This is a genomic window from Marinobacter bohaiensis, assembly GCF_003258515.1.
GTDB lineage: Bacteria > Pseudomonadota > Gammaproteobacteria > Pseudomonadales > Oleiphilaceae > Marinobacter_A > Marinobacter_A bohaiensis.
This window is the reverse complement of sequence record NZ_QGEH01000003.1, coordinates 271663-287948: the sequence shown is the minus strand read 5'-3', so window position 1 is coordinate 287948 and position 16286 is coordinate 271663. Positions and strand designations below refer to the sequence as shown.

The following is a 16286-nucleotide window of genomic DNA, read 5'->3' as shown; positions in this document are numbered from 1 at the left end:
CCAGCTCAAAAAAGTTTGCGGCGGGGCGTAAAAAGGACTTGAAGAATGGGGCGAATCCCCCCAACGTAGAAGATAGCCAGAGATCCTCTGGAAGCGTCCCGGCACTCGCGCGGACGCCATCTTTTCCGATTGCCTGTGGGCAGGCGGGCTCTTCCAGAGGCTCCCTGAACCTCACCATCTTTATTTTCGTTTAACGTTACTGAGGGAGTTGCCATGGCACTGGATACCTTGCCGCCCATTGGCATGGGCACGTTTCGACTCAAGGGCGATATCGCGCGCGACGCGGTACGCAGCGCCCTGTCCCTGGGCTACCGGCACATCGACACCGCCCAGATCTACGGGAACGAGGCGGAAGTCGGTGATGGCATCACCTCCAGTGGCATTCCGCGGCGTGATATTTTCCTGACCACCAAGGTCTGGCACGACCGCCTGCGCGCCAGCGATCTGATGAACAGCCTCAAGGACAGCCTGCAACGGCTGAAGACGGATCACGTGGATCTGGCCCTGATCCACTGGCCGTCCCCGGACGACGAAGTGCCCATGGAAGAGTATCTGGGCGCACTGCGCGACGCCCAGCGCGAGGGCCTGGCCCGTCACGTGGGCGTGTCCAACTTCACCAACGCGCAGCTCGACAACGCCCGCGTGATCCTGGGCGACACACCGATCCTCACCAACCAGGTGGAAGTGCACCCCTTCCTGAGCAATCGCAAGGTGGTCAGCCACGTGCAGGAACTGGGCATCAAGGTTACGGGTTACATGCCGCTGGCGGTGGGTCGCGTGATGGACGACGAGACCCTGGCCGGCATTGCCCGCGCCCACAATGCCACGGCGGCCCAGGTCGCCATCGCCTGGGTAGCGTCCCAGGGCATCGTGCCGATCCCTTCCTCCACCCGGCCGGATCACCAGAAATCCAACCTGGGCGCGCTGGACATCGAACTGTCGATCGACGAGATCGACGCCATCGACAAGCTCAACCGCGACGAGCGCATCGCCAATCCGGAGTTCGCCCCGGACTGGGATTGATCAAGTCTCCCGCCGGCGTGTGGGCCACAGGGCGCTGACCAGCAACAGCGCCCCCACCACCGGCGGCACCAGCGACCAGCTTGTCGCCAGCGTCCAGTGGGTGAGGCCGTCAAGGAGCAACCAGACCACGGGCACCGGCAGCAGCAGCCAGCGCCAGATACCGGGCAATGGATGCAGGAGCAGGACCGTCAGGCAGACGGTCGGCGCCGGCGTCAGCCCCGGCCAGCCCCAGGCGGTGATGCCGCCGTAATCCAGTGCCGGTGCCGCGCACAGGGCCAGCACCAGCACAATCCCGCCCATCGTCCAGCGCCAGTCCATTCGCCGTATCGGCGCCGCCAGCCCCGCCGCAACCAGCAGCAGCGCCTGTATCCCGAACGCCCAGGCCATGTACGCCATCGCCCAGTTGATCGGCGCGTAGAAGCGGTGCAGGAACAGCAGCGCCGTCGCGCCCCACCCCAGCGCCAGGATCAGGTAGGCGCCGCGTCGCCAGCCGACACGCCCGGACGCCAGCAGCCAGGGCATCAGCGCCAGCAACAGCAGGGCCAGCAGAGCCCCCGGCCAGAGCAGCTCGTTGAGGCGCACGAACAGGCGCAGGTAGACCTCCGGCGTGAACATCAGGAAATCGCGCAGGTGGTAATCCAGCATTCACAGGGACTCGACGTAATCGATCATCCGTTGCCGCTGTGCCGGATCCGGCAAGCGGCCGTAGAGGGCGCCCATGTTCTCGCGCATGTGCTCTAGCTGCGTGGTGGCCGGGATGGCGCAGGTGACATCCGGATGGGAGACGATGAATTTCAGGAAGAACTCGGCCCAGTTCTGACAACCGGCCTCCGCGGCCCACTCCGGCAGGGGCTCGGACTGGAAGCGGTCGAACAGGCGCCCGCCCTGGAATGGGCGATTGGCGATGATGGCGATACCGCGTTCCCGGGCCAGCGGCAGCAGCTGTTGCTCAGCCTCGCGGTCGAGGATGTTGTAGGTGAGCTGGACGAAATCCAGCGGCTCGCGCTCCATGATGGCCTTAAGCTCGGCGTGGCGGCGGCCGTGGGACGTGGTGATGCCGAGGTAGCGAATGCGCCCCTCCTCCTTCATCGCCTTGAGGTTGGCCAGGTGCCCCTCCCAGCCCAGCAGATTGTGGATCTGCATCAGGTCGAAGGTCTCCACACCCCAGAGGTTGCCGGAAATGCGCACCTCGTCGCGGGTGCTGTCTTCGTCGCCGGTCCAGACCTTGGTGGCGGAGAACAGATCGTTGTAGCGGCCCAGCTTGATCATGGCCTTGCCCACCACCGCTTCGGCGGAACCGTACATGGGCGAGGAGTCCACCACGGCGCCGCCGCGATCGAAAAACAGCTCGAGGATGCGGGTGCGGTCTTCGATCAGCCCCGGATCGGAACCGACGTTGAAGGTGCGCCAGGTGCCCATGCCGATCACCGGCAGGGACTCACCGGTGGCCGGGATCGCCCGTGTGATGGGCGCCGGCTGGGCGAAAGCGCGCGGTAGGCGGGCGCTCACACCCAGAGCCAGCAGGCTTCCCAGAAATCGACGACGGTTCAGCAAAGGTCCCATGAGATCACTCCCGACGTTACCGACCGGCATCGCCAATGACGACGGCGCTGTACATTTCCTGAGCATTGTACGGCACAGACCGCCGAAGTACAGGTCGGGTCAGACGGCGTATTGTTGGTCCAGGTAATCCAGAATGGCAGCGGACTCGAACAGTGCGGCCCCGGTATTCGGGTCTTCCAGGAACGGAACCTGAACCCGTTGGTGCTCCTCGAAGAAGCGGGCCCGCTTGCCGCCGGGAATGGGCTCGTAGGGCCCCGCCTTGATCCGCCGCCTGGCCGGGCCGATTTCCGACCAGTGCTCCTTGCCCAGGTTGTGCAGGCGGTACGGCAGTTCCAACTCACACAGCCGCTCCCGCACCAGCCGGGAATAGGGGCTGCCCTCGAAACTCCACAGGTGCAACGGTTGATCCGCAGCCCGCGCCGGACGCGCCCGCAAGCCCCGCAGCCCCCGCGCCATACTGGCCAGACTGCCAAGCACCGGCTGGTGGGGCCAGGCACGATAGTAAGTGGGAACATCCCGCTGGGCGTAGGTGCTGAACAGGTAGCTGACGATATCGGCGGATTCGTACATCACCCGGTCCGTATTGGGATCCACCAGCAGCGGGAACAATGGCTTTCCGCCAAGCCGCTGGGCTTCCGGGCGATAGCGCGTGCCGCCCCTGGGGCAGGGCCGGATGTCGGCATCCAGGTGCAGCGCCGACAACGCCTCCCGCACCCGGCGGCAATAAGGGCAGCCCTCCATATCGTAAAGGACCAGCGGTTTGGCCGGCGCCCGGGCCGCCTCAACCACCATGCAGCCGCGCCAGGCCGTGAGCGACGAAGTGGCGACCGAACCAAGAACCTTGACGTGGTGTTGCAGGGTCTGGGGCATGTTGTCGTCCTGTGTTGATTGGCAAACGAATGTGAACGGGGTCCGTGCCAGCGCAAACACCGAGGCTGGCCGGAGACTGCCATCATTTCAATGCATTACGCAGACCGCAGCCTTGGCCGTCCCGTCGTAACAACCCTGCGGCGACAGCCAAGCTGGTTACACAGCACTGACAAAACCGCTTTAAAAGATCAACTTACCCTATCCTTTTAACGTTATGTATCAAAATCAGTCATAGGCATTGGGCCGGCTTCTGGGCTATTTTATGGAGGAGTCTGGCCAGCGGGTCCGAAAAGAAACCCGATGCCACGCAGTGTCTCGCCGCCTTCACCTGTGCTGTAACTCGACATCTCTGTTAGAGGATGAACAATCATGTCAGCCACAGCCGCTTTCCGTGGGAAACGTGGTCGGGTCCGCCCTCTGTCTTTTGCTTTCGCCCTGCTCGCCGGCCTCTGGACCGGCCAGACTGTGGCCGATGATACGCCGCGCACGCCCTGGTCCGACAAGATCGTCAAGGCGACGGTCAAGGCCATGGACACCCGTGAGGCCATGGGTGTCGCCGCGGTGCCGCTCAACGGCCCCGGCCTGCCCCAGTACATCAACGCCGACGAACCCATGAGCCCGGGCTCAATCATGAAGCTGGTGACCACCTACGGCGCGCTGGAAATCCTTGGTCCCACCTATCGCTGGCAGACCCGGTTCTCCACCAACGGCCAACTGGTCGGCCGCACCCTGGAAGGCGACCTGTACATCACGCTCGCGGGCGATCCGCACCTGAGTCTGGAACGGCTTTGGAGTGCCTTCTCCGAGCTGCGCGGCATGGGCATCGACACCATCGACGGCGACATCGTGCTCGACGGCAGCGTGTTCAATCTGCCCAACGGTCTGCCCGCGTTCGACGATAACGGCGACAACGACCACGCGCCTTTCCTGGTGCAACCATCGCCCTACCTGACCAACTTCAACCTGCTGCATTTCCAGGTACGCGCCGACGAACGCGGCACGACCGCCTGGGTGACGCCGGCGCTGGACAACATTGTCATCGACAACCGGATCACCGCCCGGCCGGAAGCAGACTGCCCGTCACGCCACCGATTCGACTGGACCTCGGAAACCCGCGAGGACGGCACCATCCGGATGACGGTCACCGGCCAGTTGCCGCGCGGCTGCCGCACCACCAAGTACCTGTCCCTGATGTCCGCCGAAGCCTACACCGCCGCCACCCTGCGTACGGTGTGGACACAGATGGGCGGACTGATTACCGGCGGCCACCGACTGGCGGAAACGCCGGAGGACAATCAACTGCTGGTGACCTCCAACTCGCCGGACCTGGTGACCACCATCCGCGATATCAATAAATGGAGCAACAACGTCATGGCACGCCAGCTGCTGTTGGCGATCGGCGCGGAAAACCGGCAGCCGGCGGACGCCGACGACCGCGAGGCGGGCGTTCGTGAAATGATGAGCTGGCTGAAGCGCAAAGGCGTGGACACCCGCGGGCTGATGATCGACAACGGCTCCGGCCTGTCCCGGGACAGCCGCATCAGCGCGCGCCAGGGCGCCCAGATCCTGCAGGCGGCGTGGCAAAGCCCCTATGCCGCCGACCTGATCGCCTCACTGCCGCTGATCGCGATGGACGGCACCATGCACCGCCGTCTGCGCAACACCGGCATGGCCGGCCTGGGCCGGATCAAGACCGGCTACCTGGAGAACGTGCGCTCCATCGCCGGTTTCACCCGGGACACCAACGACACCACCTGGGCGGTCATCGGCCTGGTCAACCACGCCCCGGCCTGGAACGGCCAGGCGCTGCTGGACAAGGTGCTCTACTCGCTTTACCTGAAACCACCCGTCGGTACAGCCTTTTCAAGCGCCCATGTGGACTCGGGAACGGAGGTTCGCTGACGCGAGCCCCGTTCCGCTGGCGCACCGGTCAGACGGTCAGGTAACCGCCATCCACGTTGAGGCAGCTGCCCGTGGTGTAGCTGGAGGCGTCCGACACCAGATACAGCACCGTACCCGCCATTTCGTCCGGATCGGCCATGCGGTTCATGGGAATGTGCATCAGCGCCTGCTTCTTGATGGCGTCGTTGGTGGTCAGGGCGCTGGCAAACCTGGTGTCGGTCAGCCCCGGCAGCAGCGCGTTCACACGCACGTTCTGCGCGCCCAGCTCCTTGGCGTAGGCCTTGGTCATGGAGATCACCGCCGCCTTGGTGATCGAATAGATCCCCTGAAAATGCCCCGGCGCCACGCCGTTGACCGACGCCACGTTGACGATGGCCCCGCCGCCCCGCTTCTTCATCAGCTTGGCCGCGCCGGCGCACATGAAGAAGTAGCCGCGGATGTTCACGTCCACCGTCTTCTGGAAGGCGGACAGCTCGGTCGTCTCGATCGGCCCGAAGTGGGGGTTGGTGGCGGCGTTGTTGACCAGGACGTCGAGCCGGCCGTGGGTCGCTTCAATGTGGGACCAGAGGCCTTCGATCTGTTCCATCTCGCCAATGTGGCAGGCGTAGGCTTCAGCGTCGCCACCGGCCTCCCGGATGCTTGAAGCCACCGCCTCACAGCCCTCGATCTTGCGGCTGCTGACGATCACCTTCGCGCCCCGGGCCGCCAGCAGGCGCGCCACACTCTCACCGATGCCGCGGCTGGCGCCGGTGACGAGGGCGATCTTGCCGGACAGGTCGAACAGGTCTTTCTGACTCATGGTGTCTCCAGTGTCTGTCTAGTGTTGTTTCTGTCTTGTGTCGTGTCTGTGTGCTTTGAGGGAAGTCGGTACGATCCGGATCAGCGGAATGTCACCAGTTCCGGCGCCCGGTCTTCCAGGTGGGCATAACCGTTGAACCCCGAAAGACTGCGCCGGCCGCCGGAAAACAGGATGCGGGTCACGCTGGTGTTGGCGATCACTTCGTTCAGCGCCAGCGCGCGCCGGTCGTCCAGTCCCAGCAGCTGCTGCATGACCACGGCGATGGGGCCGCCCGAGCTGGCCACCAGCACGTCACCGCCGTTGGCACCGTCGATCGCCGCCTGCAGCGCGGCGCCGACCCGCGCCTGGAACGCCGCCCAGGTTTCCGGATAGTCGGCCTCGTGCTCACCACTCACCCAGCGCTGGACCGCCTCGGCAAACGCCTGCTGGAAGGCCTTGCGCGGCTTGTCGTGGGTCGCCAGGTCCCGGGCCATGGCGTCGCGGTCCGCCCAGGCGGGCTTGAGGGCATGCACCACCGCTTCGTGATCGAACTCGTTGAAGCCCGGGTCGATCTGCAGCTCGGGCAGCGGCTGCCCGTAGCCTTCGCCGATGGCGGTCACGGTCTCGCGGTGGCGTTGCAGGTCGCCGCAGAACAAGGCCGCCGGCGTCACTTTGTCCGCCAGCCAGCGGCCCAGCACGCGCCCCTGCTCCCAGCCGGTGTCGGACAGCTGGTCGTAGTTGGCCTTGCCGAAACTGGCCTGGCCGTGACGGATCAGGTACAGGGTCGCCATTACAGGTCGCTCGCTTCGATCAGACGCTGACAACGCTTCTCCAGGTAGTTGGCAGCGTGGCCAAACATGGCGAAGCGCTTGTCCTGGGTCTGGCCGTTGTAGAAGCGGTAGTAGATCTGCTGGATGATCACCGCCAGCCGGAACAGGCCATAGATCTCGTAGAAATCGAAGCGCCCGGCGCGGTAGCCGGAGCGATCCATGTAGTACTCGACCACCTCGTCCCGGGTAAGCATCCCCGGCCGGTGGGTGGGCTGGCGGCGCAGGATCTGGAACGGCTGCTCGTCATCCGCCTGGATCCAGTAGGCCAGGCTGTTACCCAGGTCCATCAGCGGGTCGCCGATGGTGGCCATCTCCCAGTCCAGCACCCCGGTCACCTCGAACGGGTTGTCCGGGTTGAGCACCACGTTGTCGAAGCGGAAATCGTTGTGGATCACGCACTGGGCGATGTCGTCCGGCATCTTGTCGTCCAGCCAGCTCATCACCGCCTCGAAATCCCCCACGTCGGCGGTGCGGGCCTTGCGGAAGCGGTTACTCCAGCCGCCGATCTGGCGCTGCACGTAGCCGGGACCCTTGCCCAGCTGGTCCAGACCGGTGGCGACGGGATCGACCCGGTGCAGGTCCACCAGTTTGTCGATGACGTTCAGGCACAGACGACGGGTGTCTTCCGCGGACAGGTCGAAATCCCCGGGGAAATCCTGGCGCAGGATGATGCCCTTGAAGCGCTCCATGACGTAGAAGTCGCAGCCCAGCACGTCGTGGTCGTCGCAGATGGCGATGATCTCCGGCACGTCCGGGTAGACCGGCTTGAGCGCGCGCATCACCCGCGCCTCGCGCAGCATGTCATGGGCGGACTTGGCGATCTGTCCGAACGGCGGGCGACGCAGGACGAACGAGCGGTCGCCGTAATCCACCTGATACGTCAGGTTGGAGGCGCCCCCCGGATACTGGCGGATCGCGGGCTCGCCGGACAGCTCCGGAATCGCCTGTTTCATGAAGCGGTCGACGGCGGCGGCGTCCAGTTCCTCGCCGTCACGAATATCGACGGCCTGATCAATCTGCGTCATCAACTTGTCTCCTTGCCGTGGGGACCGCTCAGGCGGCGCCCCCGAATTTACGGATCCAGCGCTTGCTCTCCTGGTGCATCAACCAGTCAAAGGCCCAGGGCGCGTGGCGCTTGAGGATCCACATGCGGCGTTCCTTGGCGTGGGGCAGGACCCAGAATTCCCCTTTCTCTTCAGCACGCACAATGTCGTCGGCGACCTGCTCGGCGGTCATGCCGGAGCGCTTCATCAGCTTCTTGACGTTGGCGTCCATGCCCGGCATTTCCGAACGCATGGAATCGGTGAGGTTGGTGGGGAAGAACGCCGGGCACACGCAGCTCACGCGGACGCCGTGATCGCGCAGCTCCATACTCAGGGTTTCGGACAGGGCGATCACGCCGGCCTTGGACACGTTGTAGCTGCCCATCAGCGGCGCCAGCATCAGTCCCGCCATGGAGGCGATGTTGACGAAAGCGCCCTGCTTCTGCTGCTTGAACAGCGGCGTGAACACCTTGCAGCCGCGCACCACGCCCATCACGTTGATGTCGAGGATCCACTCCCAGTCCGACAGCGTGGTGCCTTCGATGCTGCCGCTGGAGGCCACGCCGGCGTTGTTCACCACCACGTCCACGCCGCCCCAGCGCGCCACCAGCTGCTCCTTCACCTGTTCCAGGTCGGCAATGCGGCGCACGTCGCAGGGCAGGAACAGGCCCTCGCCGCCGGCTTCGCTGATCTCCCGTTCGACGGCTTCGCCCTGCTCCGGCTGGATATCGCCGATGCAGACCCGGGCCCCTTCCCGGGCGTAGCGCAGGGCCATCGCCCGGCCCAGGCCGCTGGCGCCGCCGGTGATAAAAACGCGTTTTGTCATGTGGTTGTCCTGTTGTTATTCGTGAAGCGATTACTGGGCGTATTTCTTCAGTTCCAGCTTGGCTACGGTGCCACGGTGCACCTCATCCGGTCCATCCGCCAGACGCAGCACGCGGGCGTAGGCGAACAGCTGGGTCAGCGGGAAGTCATCGTCGCTGACCCCGGCACCGCCGTGGATCTGGATGGCGTTGTCGACGATGGTCTGCAGCATCTGCGGGATCACCGCCTTGATCATGGCCACCTCGCTCAACGCGCCCATGATGCCCTGGGTGTCCAGCAACCAGGCGCATTTCAGGGTCAGCAGGCGGGCCTGTTCAATGGCCATGCGGGCGTTGGCAATGATGTCCGGGTTGCCGCCCAGTTTGGCCAGGGGCTTGCCGAAGGCTTCGCGGGTCATGGCCCGCTGGATCAGGATTTCCAGGGTCCGCTCGGCGGCGCCAATGGCGCGCATGCAATGGTGCACCCGTCCCGGCCCCAGCCTGCCCTGGGCGATCTCGAAGCCCTTGCCCGGCCCGACGATGATGGCGCTCCTGGGCAGGCGCACGTTGTCGAAGCTGACTTCACCGTGACCGTAGGGTTCGTCGTAGGAGCCAAACACGGGCAACATGCGCTCGACCGTCACGCCCGGCGTGTCCTTGGGCACAAGCACCATGGAATGCTGACGGTGCTTGGGCGCCTCGGGATCGGTCAGGCCCATGAAGATCAGTACTTCGCATTTGGGATGGCCAATGCCGGTGCTCCACCACTTGCGCCCGTTGAGCACCACCTCGTCGCCTTCCACGACTGCGGTGGCGGCCATATTGGTGGCATCGGAGGACGCCACCGCCGGCTCGGTCATACAGAACGCGGAGCGCACCTCGCCGGCCAGCAGCTTGCCCAGCCAGGCGTCTTTCTGCGCCTCGGAGCCGTACTTGATCAGCACTTCCATGTTGCCCGTGTCCGGCGCGTTGCAGTTGAAGATCTCCGGCGCGATAAAGCTGCGGCCGGTTTCCTCGGCGATCATGGCGTAGTCGGCGTTGGTCAGGCCGCAGCCGTATTCCTCATCCGGCAGGAACAGGTTCCACAGCCCCTGTTCGCGGGCCCTGGCCTTGAGCTCAGCGACGATGGGCAGCTCCACCCAGCGGTTGTCCAGCGACGCCATGTCCGCGTAATAGGTGGCTTCGATGGGTTGAATCTCATCGCGGATAAACGCCTTGACGCGATTGAGGTAGTCCAGACCTTTTTCCGAGGGGCTGAAGTCCATAGCGAGTGCTCCGGGCCGAAAATCGTAGACAGCGCGGCGGCCTATCCGTCGCGCTCCAACAGTTCAGGCAGTCTACGTTCGCTCAACCGCATTAGACGACTGAATTATTCTTATCGTTTCATATAAACTGTACTTATTATGAGCCGACTCGACCTGAACCTGCTGCACGTTTTCGACACCATCTACCGGGAGGGCAGCCTGACCCGCGCCGCCCGCGCCCTGCACCTGACCCAGCCGGCGGTGAGCCATTCCCTGTCGCGCCTGCGCGAACACTTTGGCGACCCGCTGTTCACGCGTCAGGGCAACCAGATGGTGCCCACCCCGCTGGCCCGGCGTTTCGCCGAGTCCATGCGCCCGGGCCTGACCCAGATCCAGAGCGCGGTCAACCAGTTCCACGCCTTCGACCCTGCGCGCCAACCCAAGACCTTCTCGCTGGGCCTGAGGGACATTCTGGAATCCACCTTCCTGCCGCAGCTGATGCACAACCTGGAGGCCTATCCGGAGGTGGACGTGGTGAGCCAGCGCATCGCGCGGCGGGAAATGGAGACGCAGCTGGCCTCGGGCAAGATCGATTTCGCGGTGGATGTGCTGTTGCCGGTGAGCAACCAGACGGCCCACGAACTGCTGCGACGGGACCGGCTGGTGGTCGTGGCGGGCCGGCATTACCCCGGCCTGGAGGGAGGATTGACGCTGGACGCGTATCTGGCGGCCCGGCACGTGCTGGTGTCGTCGCGTACCGAGGGGCCCGGCATCGAGGATTTCGAGCTGTCGCGGCTCGGGGTGCACCGGCGCATCGCCCTGCGTTGCCAGCACTATTACGCCGCCTGCCGCGTCGCCGAGCAGACCGACCTGCTGGTGACCATGCCGGAAACCTACGCCCAAATGATCGAGCAGCAGGCGCAGGTACGGGTGATGCCGCTGCCGACCGACATGCAGCCGCTGAACGTACACCTTTACTGGCATTCGGCGTACGAGAAAGAACCGGCGCTGCTCTGGTTCCGGCAGCAGTTGCACCGGGTGGCCGCTATCTAGCGGAGGCCACGCAGCGCCGGAACACTAGAAGGCGCCGACCAGGTTCAGCAGCACCAGCATACCGCCGGCGGACAGTCCCAGGCTGATCACCACGATCAGGAACCCCCAGCCCACGGCGGCGCCGTCGGAGACCGGCACGTCATGGGCCCGTGCGGTCCGATAGAAGGCCCAGGGGCCCAGTACGAAGGCGCCGAACACGGCAAACACGAGCCCCACCGCGACGCCCGCGAAGGTCCAGGTCGCCAGCACCGTGGAACGATCGGCCAGTTGGTCATCAACACCGTGGCGACGCAGGAAGGCCCGCGACTGCCACCAGATCAGGCCATATAGAGCAGCAACCAGCAGGATGCCAACAACCAGAACCACAACGCGATAGATCATCCGACGAGCGTCTCCTGAGCTGCGAAAAACGAAGCTTAGGCTATAAACGCCAACCCGAGCAATCACCCCCCTTACAGCAGCCCTCAGCAAGGCTACACTGGGGGACATTTCCCACGGCTGCGACAGCACGCTCGCCAACAACGGAACAAGGATGGAACACCATGACCTCACCCCATCGAATCGCGATCACCCCCGGCGACGGGATCGGACCGGAAGTCATCGACCAGGCCATTGAGTGCCTGACGCTGCTGCGCGACCGGTTTCAACTGGATCTGGACTGGGAGGTGTTCGGCTGGCCGTCTCACCAGTGGCACAAGACCCATGGCGAAATCATGCCGGAGGACGCGCTGGAACAGCTGCGCGCCTTCGACGCCATCCTGCTGGGCGCGCTGGGTGATCCCGGCCCGCTGAAAGACCCGAACCGCTACCTGTTGCCGGACAGCATCTCCCTGGCGCCCCTGCTGCAGATGCGCAAGGGCTTCGACCAGTGGGTGTGCGAACGCCCCGCGCGCCTGCTGCCCGGTGCCCGGCAATACCTGGCGGACGAGCGCGCCAAAGACATCGACATGCTGGTGATCCGCGAGAACAGCGAAGGCGAGTACGTGGCCCAGGGCGGCCGCTTGCGGCCGGGTTCCGAGGACGAAGTCGCCACCCAGATGGAAGTCTTCACCCGGCGCGCCACCGACCGCATCATCCGTTACGGTTTCGAGCAGGCCCGCTCCAGGGCCAGGGCGCGGGCTGAAGCCGGCCAGACGCGCCAGTTTGAAACCCTCGACGGACGCACCTGCGAAAGCCAGGTGTGCATCATCACCAAACGCAACGCCCTGCGCTACTGGGGCGATCTCTACACCGAGGCTTTTGAGGCCATCGCGGCGGAATACCCGGACGTGGCGACCCACCACGAGCTGGTGGACGCCGCCTGCATGAAGTTCGTGCAGTGCCCGTGGGCGTTCGATGTGGTGGTGGCGAGCAATCTGCAGGGGGACATTCTCACCGATCTGGCGGCGGTGCTGTCCGGCGGCATGGGCGTCGCGCCGTCGTGCAACCTGAACCCGGACGATCCCACGATGCCGTCGATGTTCGAGCCCACCCACGGCAGCGCACCGGATATTGCCGGCCAGGGCCTGGCGGACCCCACCGCCATGCTGTTCACCACCGCGCGGATGCTGCAGTGGCTGGCCCGGGACGGTGACGGCAAACTGCAGTCCGCCGCCGATGCGCTTTATGAGGCGATGGCGGCGGACCTCGCTGAAAATGGCGGTGAGCGCCGCCCCACCCGGGTTGTTGGTGAAGCGGTGCGCAACCGCATCCAGGCCTGATGCGGCGATTCATGGGGCTGCGCCGCCCTACTTCGCAGCGTAGCCCAGCTTTTTGTCGACCCGGTTGAACAGGCTTTCACCCATCTGCCAGCGGTCGAAATTATCCAGGAACTGATCGGTCAGCGCCGCGCGCCAGCCGATGAAATCCCCCGCCATATGCGCGGTGGTCAGCACATTGCCCATGTCCCACAGCGGGTGCTCCGGGGGCAGCGGCTCTTCCTCGAACACGTCCAGACAGGCGCCGGCAATCTCGCCCGCCTGCAGCGACGCCACCAGGTCGTCGGTACGCACGATGGGGCCTCGGCCGATATTGATAAAGCGCGCGCTGCGCTTCATCGCCTGGAACGCCTTGCGATCGAAAAGCCCCTGGGTCTGCGGCGTCAACGGCGCCGCCACCACCACGAAATCCGCCAGGCCCAATTGTTCGACCAGCGCGTCGTTGCTGTGCACAGCCTCGAAATCCGGGTCGTCCTGACGGGCGGTGCGAGCGGTGCCGTGCACGTTGAGACCCACGCCCGCTGCCAACCGCGCAATCTGACGCCCTATGGAACCGGCTCCCACCACCAGCAATCGCTGCCCCTGGGCGCGCTCGGTTTCACGGTGCTTCCACTCATGCACCTGCTGCAACCGGATGGAGTTGGGAAAATCCTTGCAGAACATCAGGATTGAGCAGAGCACGTACTCGGCGATGGTGCGGTCGAAAATGCCCTGGGCGTTGGTGACGGTCACATCGCCGTCGATCAGGGCGGGAAACATCAGGGCATCCACCCCCGCGCTGGTGGCGTGGATCCACTCCAGCTTATCCGCCGTGGGCCAGGCGGCAGCCAGGGCCTCGGTGCGAAAATCGGTCACCATCATCACCCGGGTGCCGGGCAGCGTCTCGCGCAGGCTGGCTTCGTCGGAGGCAAAGCGCACCTCCGCCCGCTGCCGCAAGGCATCCAGCCCCGGCGGCTCCTTTTCGTCCGGAGCAGTGAGGACAGTCACAATCGGCTTGTCTGCGGAAGATGTCATCGTCGGCCTCATCGATTGATACAGAGAATCGCTGGCCGGGCAGATTACACCGCCGCCCGGACCATGCCCCGGAGCCGCATCCAGCGGCTCGTCTTCCCTGAGTGTGTCCGGCGTGTTTGCCGGGGTCAACCAGGCGCGTCATGCGGCGGACAAACCCGCCTCAAGACCTCTTGCCCCGGCATCCTATAAAAACTAATCTGCGGTGGTAGGTCGTCTTTCCGGCAGCGCTGCCTGACCCGGTTGCCAGTGCGTTGCCGACTGCGGAGTCCGGTTCCCGGCGGACCGGGCACATCATTCCATCTTCCCGTTTTTTCAGCAGGAGATGTTTATGGCCGATGGAACACAGCTGAACCAAGCCAGCGACACTGCACCGCGCAAGATCAAGTACCGTAAGACCAAGGCCCGCTGGCATCCGTCGATGCAGGCCATCCCGGTGCCGGGCATCCGGCGCATGGTGAATATGGCCGCGAGCATGAAGGACGTGATTCACCTGTCCATCGGTCAACCGGATCTGCCCACGCCGCCACACGTGATCGACGCGTACATCGACGCCCTCAAGGCCGGCCAGACCGGCTACACCATGGATGCCGGCCTGCCCGAGCTGCTGGTGGCCCTGCGCGACTATTACAGCAAGCGCTACGACCGCAAGCTGACCCGGGACAACATCCTGATCACCTCCGGCGCCACCGAGGCCATGTACCTGGCCCTGTCCGCCACCGCCGCACCGGGCCGGCAGTTCATCGTGACCGATCCGTCGTTTCTGCTGTACGCACCGCTGATCCGCATGAACGGCGGCGAGGTGAAGTTCATCCCGACGCGCATCGAGAACAATCACCAGCTGGATCCGGACGAAGTCATCGCCGCCATGGGGCAGCGCACCTTTGCCGTCGTGCTGAACTCGCCCAACAACCCGACGGGCGCGGTCTACCCTCGCAGCACCATCGAGACGATCGTCGAGGAATGCGCCTACCGCGGCATCCAGATCTTCAGCGACGAGGTCTACGACCACCTGATCCTGGACGACCAGGAGTACGCCAGCGTGCTGCGCTGCAGCGTCGACCTGGACAACATCATGTGCATCAGCAGCTTCTCCAAGACCTTCAGTATGGCGGGTCTGCGCGTGGGCTGGGTGATCTCCAGCCAGGCCACCATCAAGTCGCTGCGGCGCTATCACATGTTCACCACGTCGGTGGCCAACACGCCCTCGCAGTTCGCCGGCGTCGCGGCGCTGACCGGTGACCAGCAGTGCATTCGCGACATGGTGGGCATCTACCGGGAACGGCGCGACCGCATTGTCGATCTGGTGGCGCAGACACCTCACCTGACCGGCTATCAGCCGGGCGGCGCCTTCTTTATATTCCCGGACCTGCCCAAGCACGTGGACGGCTCAGACCTGGCACTGCGCATGCTGAAGGAAACCGGGGTCTGTGTGGTGCCGGGAGACGCCTTCGGGGAGCACACGGCCAACGCCCTGCGTTTCAGTTTCTCGGCGCCGGTGGAGACCATTGAGGAAGCCTTCGACCGGATCATTCCGTGGATGGCCAAACAGCAGTTCTGATCGGGGCGGGTCGTCCTCGGGCGACCCGCGGCCCCGCACGCGACCATGCTTGAACCCGCACACATTCAATGCCCGTATTGCTGGGAGACGCTGGAGATCAGCGTCGACCCCAGCGTGCGCGAGCAGGACTACGTGGAAGACTGCCAGGTCTGCTGCCAGCCGATCCTGATCCACGTGCGCTTCGATGACGATGATGAATTACAGGTGGAGGCGGAAGCCGAGAACGACTGAGCGGCAGTGCTCAGGCCTGTTGAGCGCGCAGCTCGTCGAAGTGCCGCACCACGAAATCCGCCTGATCGACATAGCCGGAATTGCGATGATTGCGGTAGAGGCCGGCGACCATGCCCGCGCGCCGCGCCGTGGTCAGGTCGTCGATGAAATCCCCCACGTAGGCCATACGACCGGCGGCCACACCCAAGGTTTCTGCAATGTGCAGCAGGCCCGCCGGGTCCGGCTTGGGCGGTGCGTCGTCCCGGGTCAGGATCAGCTCGACACCCAGCGACAGCGCCGCGTCGGTGGCCGCCACGGCGGCCCGGCTATTGCGGGTGAGGATCGCCACCGGCACGCCCGCGTCACGCAGATGATCCAGGAGTTCCCGCGCCCCCGGCATCCAGGTCGCGCCCCGGGCGCCTTCCATCTCGAACCGGTGAATCACACGGTGGGCGTGGTCGACGGCCGCCGGGTCGTCGAGAGTGGCGATGTGCTCCAGCAGGCCGATGCCCTCGGGAAACCCCAGGGTGCGGCGGAGGGCGGCGAAGTCCAGCCCCGAGTCAACCAGGGTGCCATCCAGGTCGAAGGCGAGCGCGTCGAATCGTGGTGCCGGTCGTGTCCCCAATGCTTCCCCTCGCTTGTATCGTCTTGTCTGGTCCGCCGCCATGGGGCAGGATGAAAGGCTTCCCGGCCGCCGC

General features: G+C 64.9%; 17 protein-coding genes. 6 read left to right on the top strand and 11 right to left on the bottom strand.

Annotated features, from left to right (window positions below; genetic code table 11):
• Positions 1-213: 213 nt before the first annotated feature.
• Positions 214-1023: a 2,5-didehydrogluconate reductase DkgB gene (gene dkgB, locus DKK67_RS16135; protein ID WP_111497530.1), complete on the top strand. Its 810-nt coding sequence runs from the start codon at positions 214-216 to the stop codon at positions 1021-1023.
• On the opposite strand, the gene DKK67_RS16130 is transcribed toward dkgB, so the two are convergent.
• The 3 genes from DKK67_RS16130 to DKK67_RS16120 form a co-directional block, all read right to left on the bottom strand.
• Entirely contained in the window at positions 1024-1668 is a 645-nt protein-coding gene (locus DKK67_RS16130) for a hypothetical protein (protein ID WP_111497529.1), read from the bottom strand.
• The gene (locus DKK67_RS16125) at positions 1669-2586 is read right to left on the bottom strand and encodes an aldo/keto reductase (RefSeq protein WP_111497528.1); all 918 of its coding nucleotides are present in this window, start codon (positions 2584-2586) and stop codon (positions 1669-1671) included.
• 99 nt (positions 2587-2685) lie between these two features.
• Entirely contained in the window at positions 2686-3456 is a 771-nt protein-coding gene (locus DKK67_RS16120) for a glutathione S-transferase N-terminal domain-containing protein (RefSeq protein WP_111497527.1), read from the bottom strand.
• 369 nt (positions 3457-3825) lie between these two features.
• Here DKK67_RS16120 and dacB point away from each other — a divergent pair, with 369 nt between their 5' ends.
• Positions 3826-5358 (top strand): D-alanyl-D-alanine carboxypeptidase/D-alanyl-D-alanine endopeptidase, encoded by a 1533-nt coding sequence (gene dacB / locus DKK67_RS16115; protein WP_111497526.1) that lies wholly within the window; start codon positions 3826-3828, stop codon positions 5356-5358.
• 28 nt (positions 5359-5386) lie between these two features.
• Here the strand turns inward: dacB and DKK67_RS16110 are convergent, their stop codons facing one another.
• From DKK67_RS16110 to DKK67_RS16090, 5 genes are all read right to left on the bottom strand, one after another.
• Positions 5387-6157: an SDR family oxidoreductase gene (locus DKK67_RS16110; protein ID WP_111497525.1), complete on the bottom strand. Its 771-nt coding sequence runs from the start codon at positions 6155-6157 to the stop codon at positions 5387-5389.
• 80 nt (positions 6158-6237) lie between these two features.
• Positions 6238-6927: a histidine phosphatase family protein gene (locus DKK67_RS16105; RefSeq protein WP_111497524.1), complete on the bottom strand. Its 690-nt coding sequence runs from the start codon at positions 6925-6927 to the stop codon at positions 6238-6240.
• A complete protein-coding gene (locus DKK67_RS16100) occupies positions 6927-7991 on the bottom strand; it encodes a phosphotransferase family protein (RefSeq protein WP_111497523.1) in 1065 nt (354 codons plus the stop codon). Before DKK67_RS16100 ends, DKK67_RS16105 begins: the two co-directional genes overlap by 1 nt.
• A gap of 28 nt (positions 7992-8019) precedes the next feature.
• Positions 8020-8835 (bottom strand): SDR family oxidoreductase, encoded by an 816-nt coding sequence (locus DKK67_RS16095; RefSeq protein ID WP_111497522.1) that lies wholly within the window; start codon positions 8833-8835, stop codon positions 8020-8022.
• Between the two features lie 30 nt (positions 8836-8865).
• Positions 8866-10077 (bottom strand): acyl-CoA dehydrogenase family protein, encoded by a 1212-nt coding sequence (locus tag DKK67_RS16090; RefSeq protein WP_111497521.1) that lies wholly within the window; start codon positions 10075-10077, stop codon positions 8866-8868.
• A gap of 138 nt (positions 10078-10215) precedes the next feature.
• Here DKK67_RS16090 and DKK67_RS16085 point away from each other — a divergent pair, with 138 nt between their 5' ends.
• Positions 10216-11109, top strand: coding sequence for a LysR family transcriptional regulator (locus DKK67_RS16085; protein ID WP_111497520.1), 894 nt, complete (start codon positions 10216-10218; stop codon positions 11107-11109).
• A gap of 24 nt (positions 11110-11133) precedes the next feature.
• Here DKK67_RS16085 and DKK67_RS16080 read toward each other — a convergent pair whose 3' ends face one another.
• Positions 11134-11490, bottom strand: coding sequence for a hypothetical protein (locus tag DKK67_RS16080; RefSeq protein ID WP_111497519.1), 357 nt, complete (start codon positions 11488-11490; stop codon positions 11134-11136).
• 161 nt (positions 11491-11651) lie between these two features.
• Here DKK67_RS16080 and DKK67_RS16075 point away from each other — a divergent pair, with 161 nt between their 5' ends.
• Positions 11652-12809: an isocitrate/isopropylmalate dehydrogenase family protein gene (locus DKK67_RS16075; protein WP_111497518.1), complete on the top strand. Its 1158-nt coding sequence runs from the start codon at positions 11652-11654 to the stop codon at positions 12807-12809.
• A gap of 27 nt (positions 12810-12836) precedes the next feature.
• Here DKK67_RS16075 and DKK67_RS16070 read toward each other — a convergent pair whose 3' ends face one another.
• Complete coding sequence (locus DKK67_RS16070) at positions 12837-13820, bottom strand: D-2-hydroxyacid dehydrogenase (RefSeq protein WP_111497517.1); 984 nt, start codon at positions 13818-13820, stop codon at positions 12837-12839.
• A 328-nt stretch (positions 13821-14148) separates the two neighbouring features.
• Between DKK67_RS16070 and DKK67_RS16065 the strand changes: the two genes are divergently transcribed.
• Positions 14149-15378 carry a pyridoxal phosphate-dependent aminotransferase gene (locus DKK67_RS16065; RefSeq protein ID WP_111497516.1) on the top strand — a complete coding sequence of 410 codons (1230 nt, stop codon included), beginning with the start codon at positions 14149-14151 and terminating at the stop codon, positions 15376-15378.
• Between the two features lie 45 nt (positions 15379-15423).
• Positions 15424-15609 (top strand): CPXCG motif-containing cysteine-rich protein, encoded by a 186-nt coding sequence (locus tag DKK67_RS16060; protein ID WP_111497515.1) that lies wholly within the window; start codon positions 15424-15426, stop codon positions 15607-15609.
• A 10-nt stretch (positions 15610-15619) separates the two neighbouring features.
• Here DKK67_RS16060 and DKK67_RS16055 read toward each other — a convergent pair whose 3' ends face one another.
• Positions 15620-16213: an HAD family hydrolase gene (locus DKK67_RS16055; protein WP_228160675.1), complete on the bottom strand. Its 594-nt coding sequence runs from the start codon at positions 16211-16213 to the stop codon at positions 15620-15622.
• Positions 16214-16286 lie beyond the last annotated feature (73 nt).

Coding starts and splice junctions, on each gene's coding strand:
- dkgB (WP_111497530.1), top strand. CDS start 214: ATGGCACTGGATACCTTGCCGCCCATTGGCATGGGCACGTTTCGACTC.
- DKK67_RS16130 (WP_111497529.1), bottom strand. CDS start 1,668: ATGCTGGATTACCACCTGCGCGATTTCCTGATGTTCACGCCGGAGGTC.
- DKK67_RS16125 (WP_111497528.1), bottom strand. CDS start 2,586: ATGGGACCTTTGCTGAACCGTCGTCGATTTCTGGGAAGCCTGCTGGCT.
- DKK67_RS16120 (WP_111497527.1), bottom strand. CDS start 3,456: ATGCCCCAGACCCTGCAACACCACGTCAAGGTTCTTGGTTCGGTCGCC.
- dacB (WP_111497526.1), top strand. CDS start 3,826: ATGTCAGCCACAGCCGCTTTCCGTGGGAAACGTGGTCGGGTCCGCCCT.
- DKK67_RS16110 (WP_111497525.1), bottom strand. CDS start 6,157: ATGAGTCAGAAAGACCTGTTCGACCTGTCCGGCAAGATCGCCCTCGTC.
- DKK67_RS16105 (WP_111497524.1), bottom strand. CDS start 6,927: ATGGCGACCCTGTACCTGATCCGTCACGGCCAGGCCAGTTTCGGCAAG.
- DKK67_RS16100 (WP_111497523.1), bottom strand. CDS start 7,991: ATGACGCAGATTGATCAGGCCGTCGATATTCGTGACGGCGAGGAACTG.
- DKK67_RS16095 (WP_111497522.1), bottom strand. CDS start 8,835: ATGACAAAACGCGTTTTTATCACCGGCGGCGCCAGCGGCCTGGGCCGG.
- DKK67_RS16090 (WP_111497521.1), bottom strand. CDS start 10,077: ATGGACTTCAGCCCCTCGGAAAAAGGTCTGGACTACCTCAATCGCGTC.
- DKK67_RS16085 (WP_111497520.1), top strand. CDS start 10,216: ATGAGCCGACTCGACCTGAACCTGCTGCACGTTTTCGACACCATCTAC.
- DKK67_RS16080 (WP_111497519.1), bottom strand. CDS start 11,490: ATGATCTATCGCGTTGTGGTTCTGGTTGTTGGCATCCTGCTGGTTGCT.
- DKK67_RS16075 (WP_111497518.1), top strand. CDS start 11,652: ATGACCTCACCCCATCGAATCGCGATCACCCCCGGCGACGGGATCGGA.
- DKK67_RS16070 (WP_111497517.1), bottom strand. CDS start 13,820: ATGACATCTTCCGCAGACAAGCCGATTGTGACTGTCCTCACTGCTCCG.
- DKK67_RS16065 (WP_111497516.1), top strand. CDS start 14,149: ATGGCCGATGGAACACAGCTGAACCAAGCCAGCGACACTGCACCGCGC.
- DKK67_RS16060 (WP_111497515.1), top strand. CDS start 15,424: ATGCTTGAACCCGCACACATTCAATGCCCGTATTGCTGGGAGACGCTG.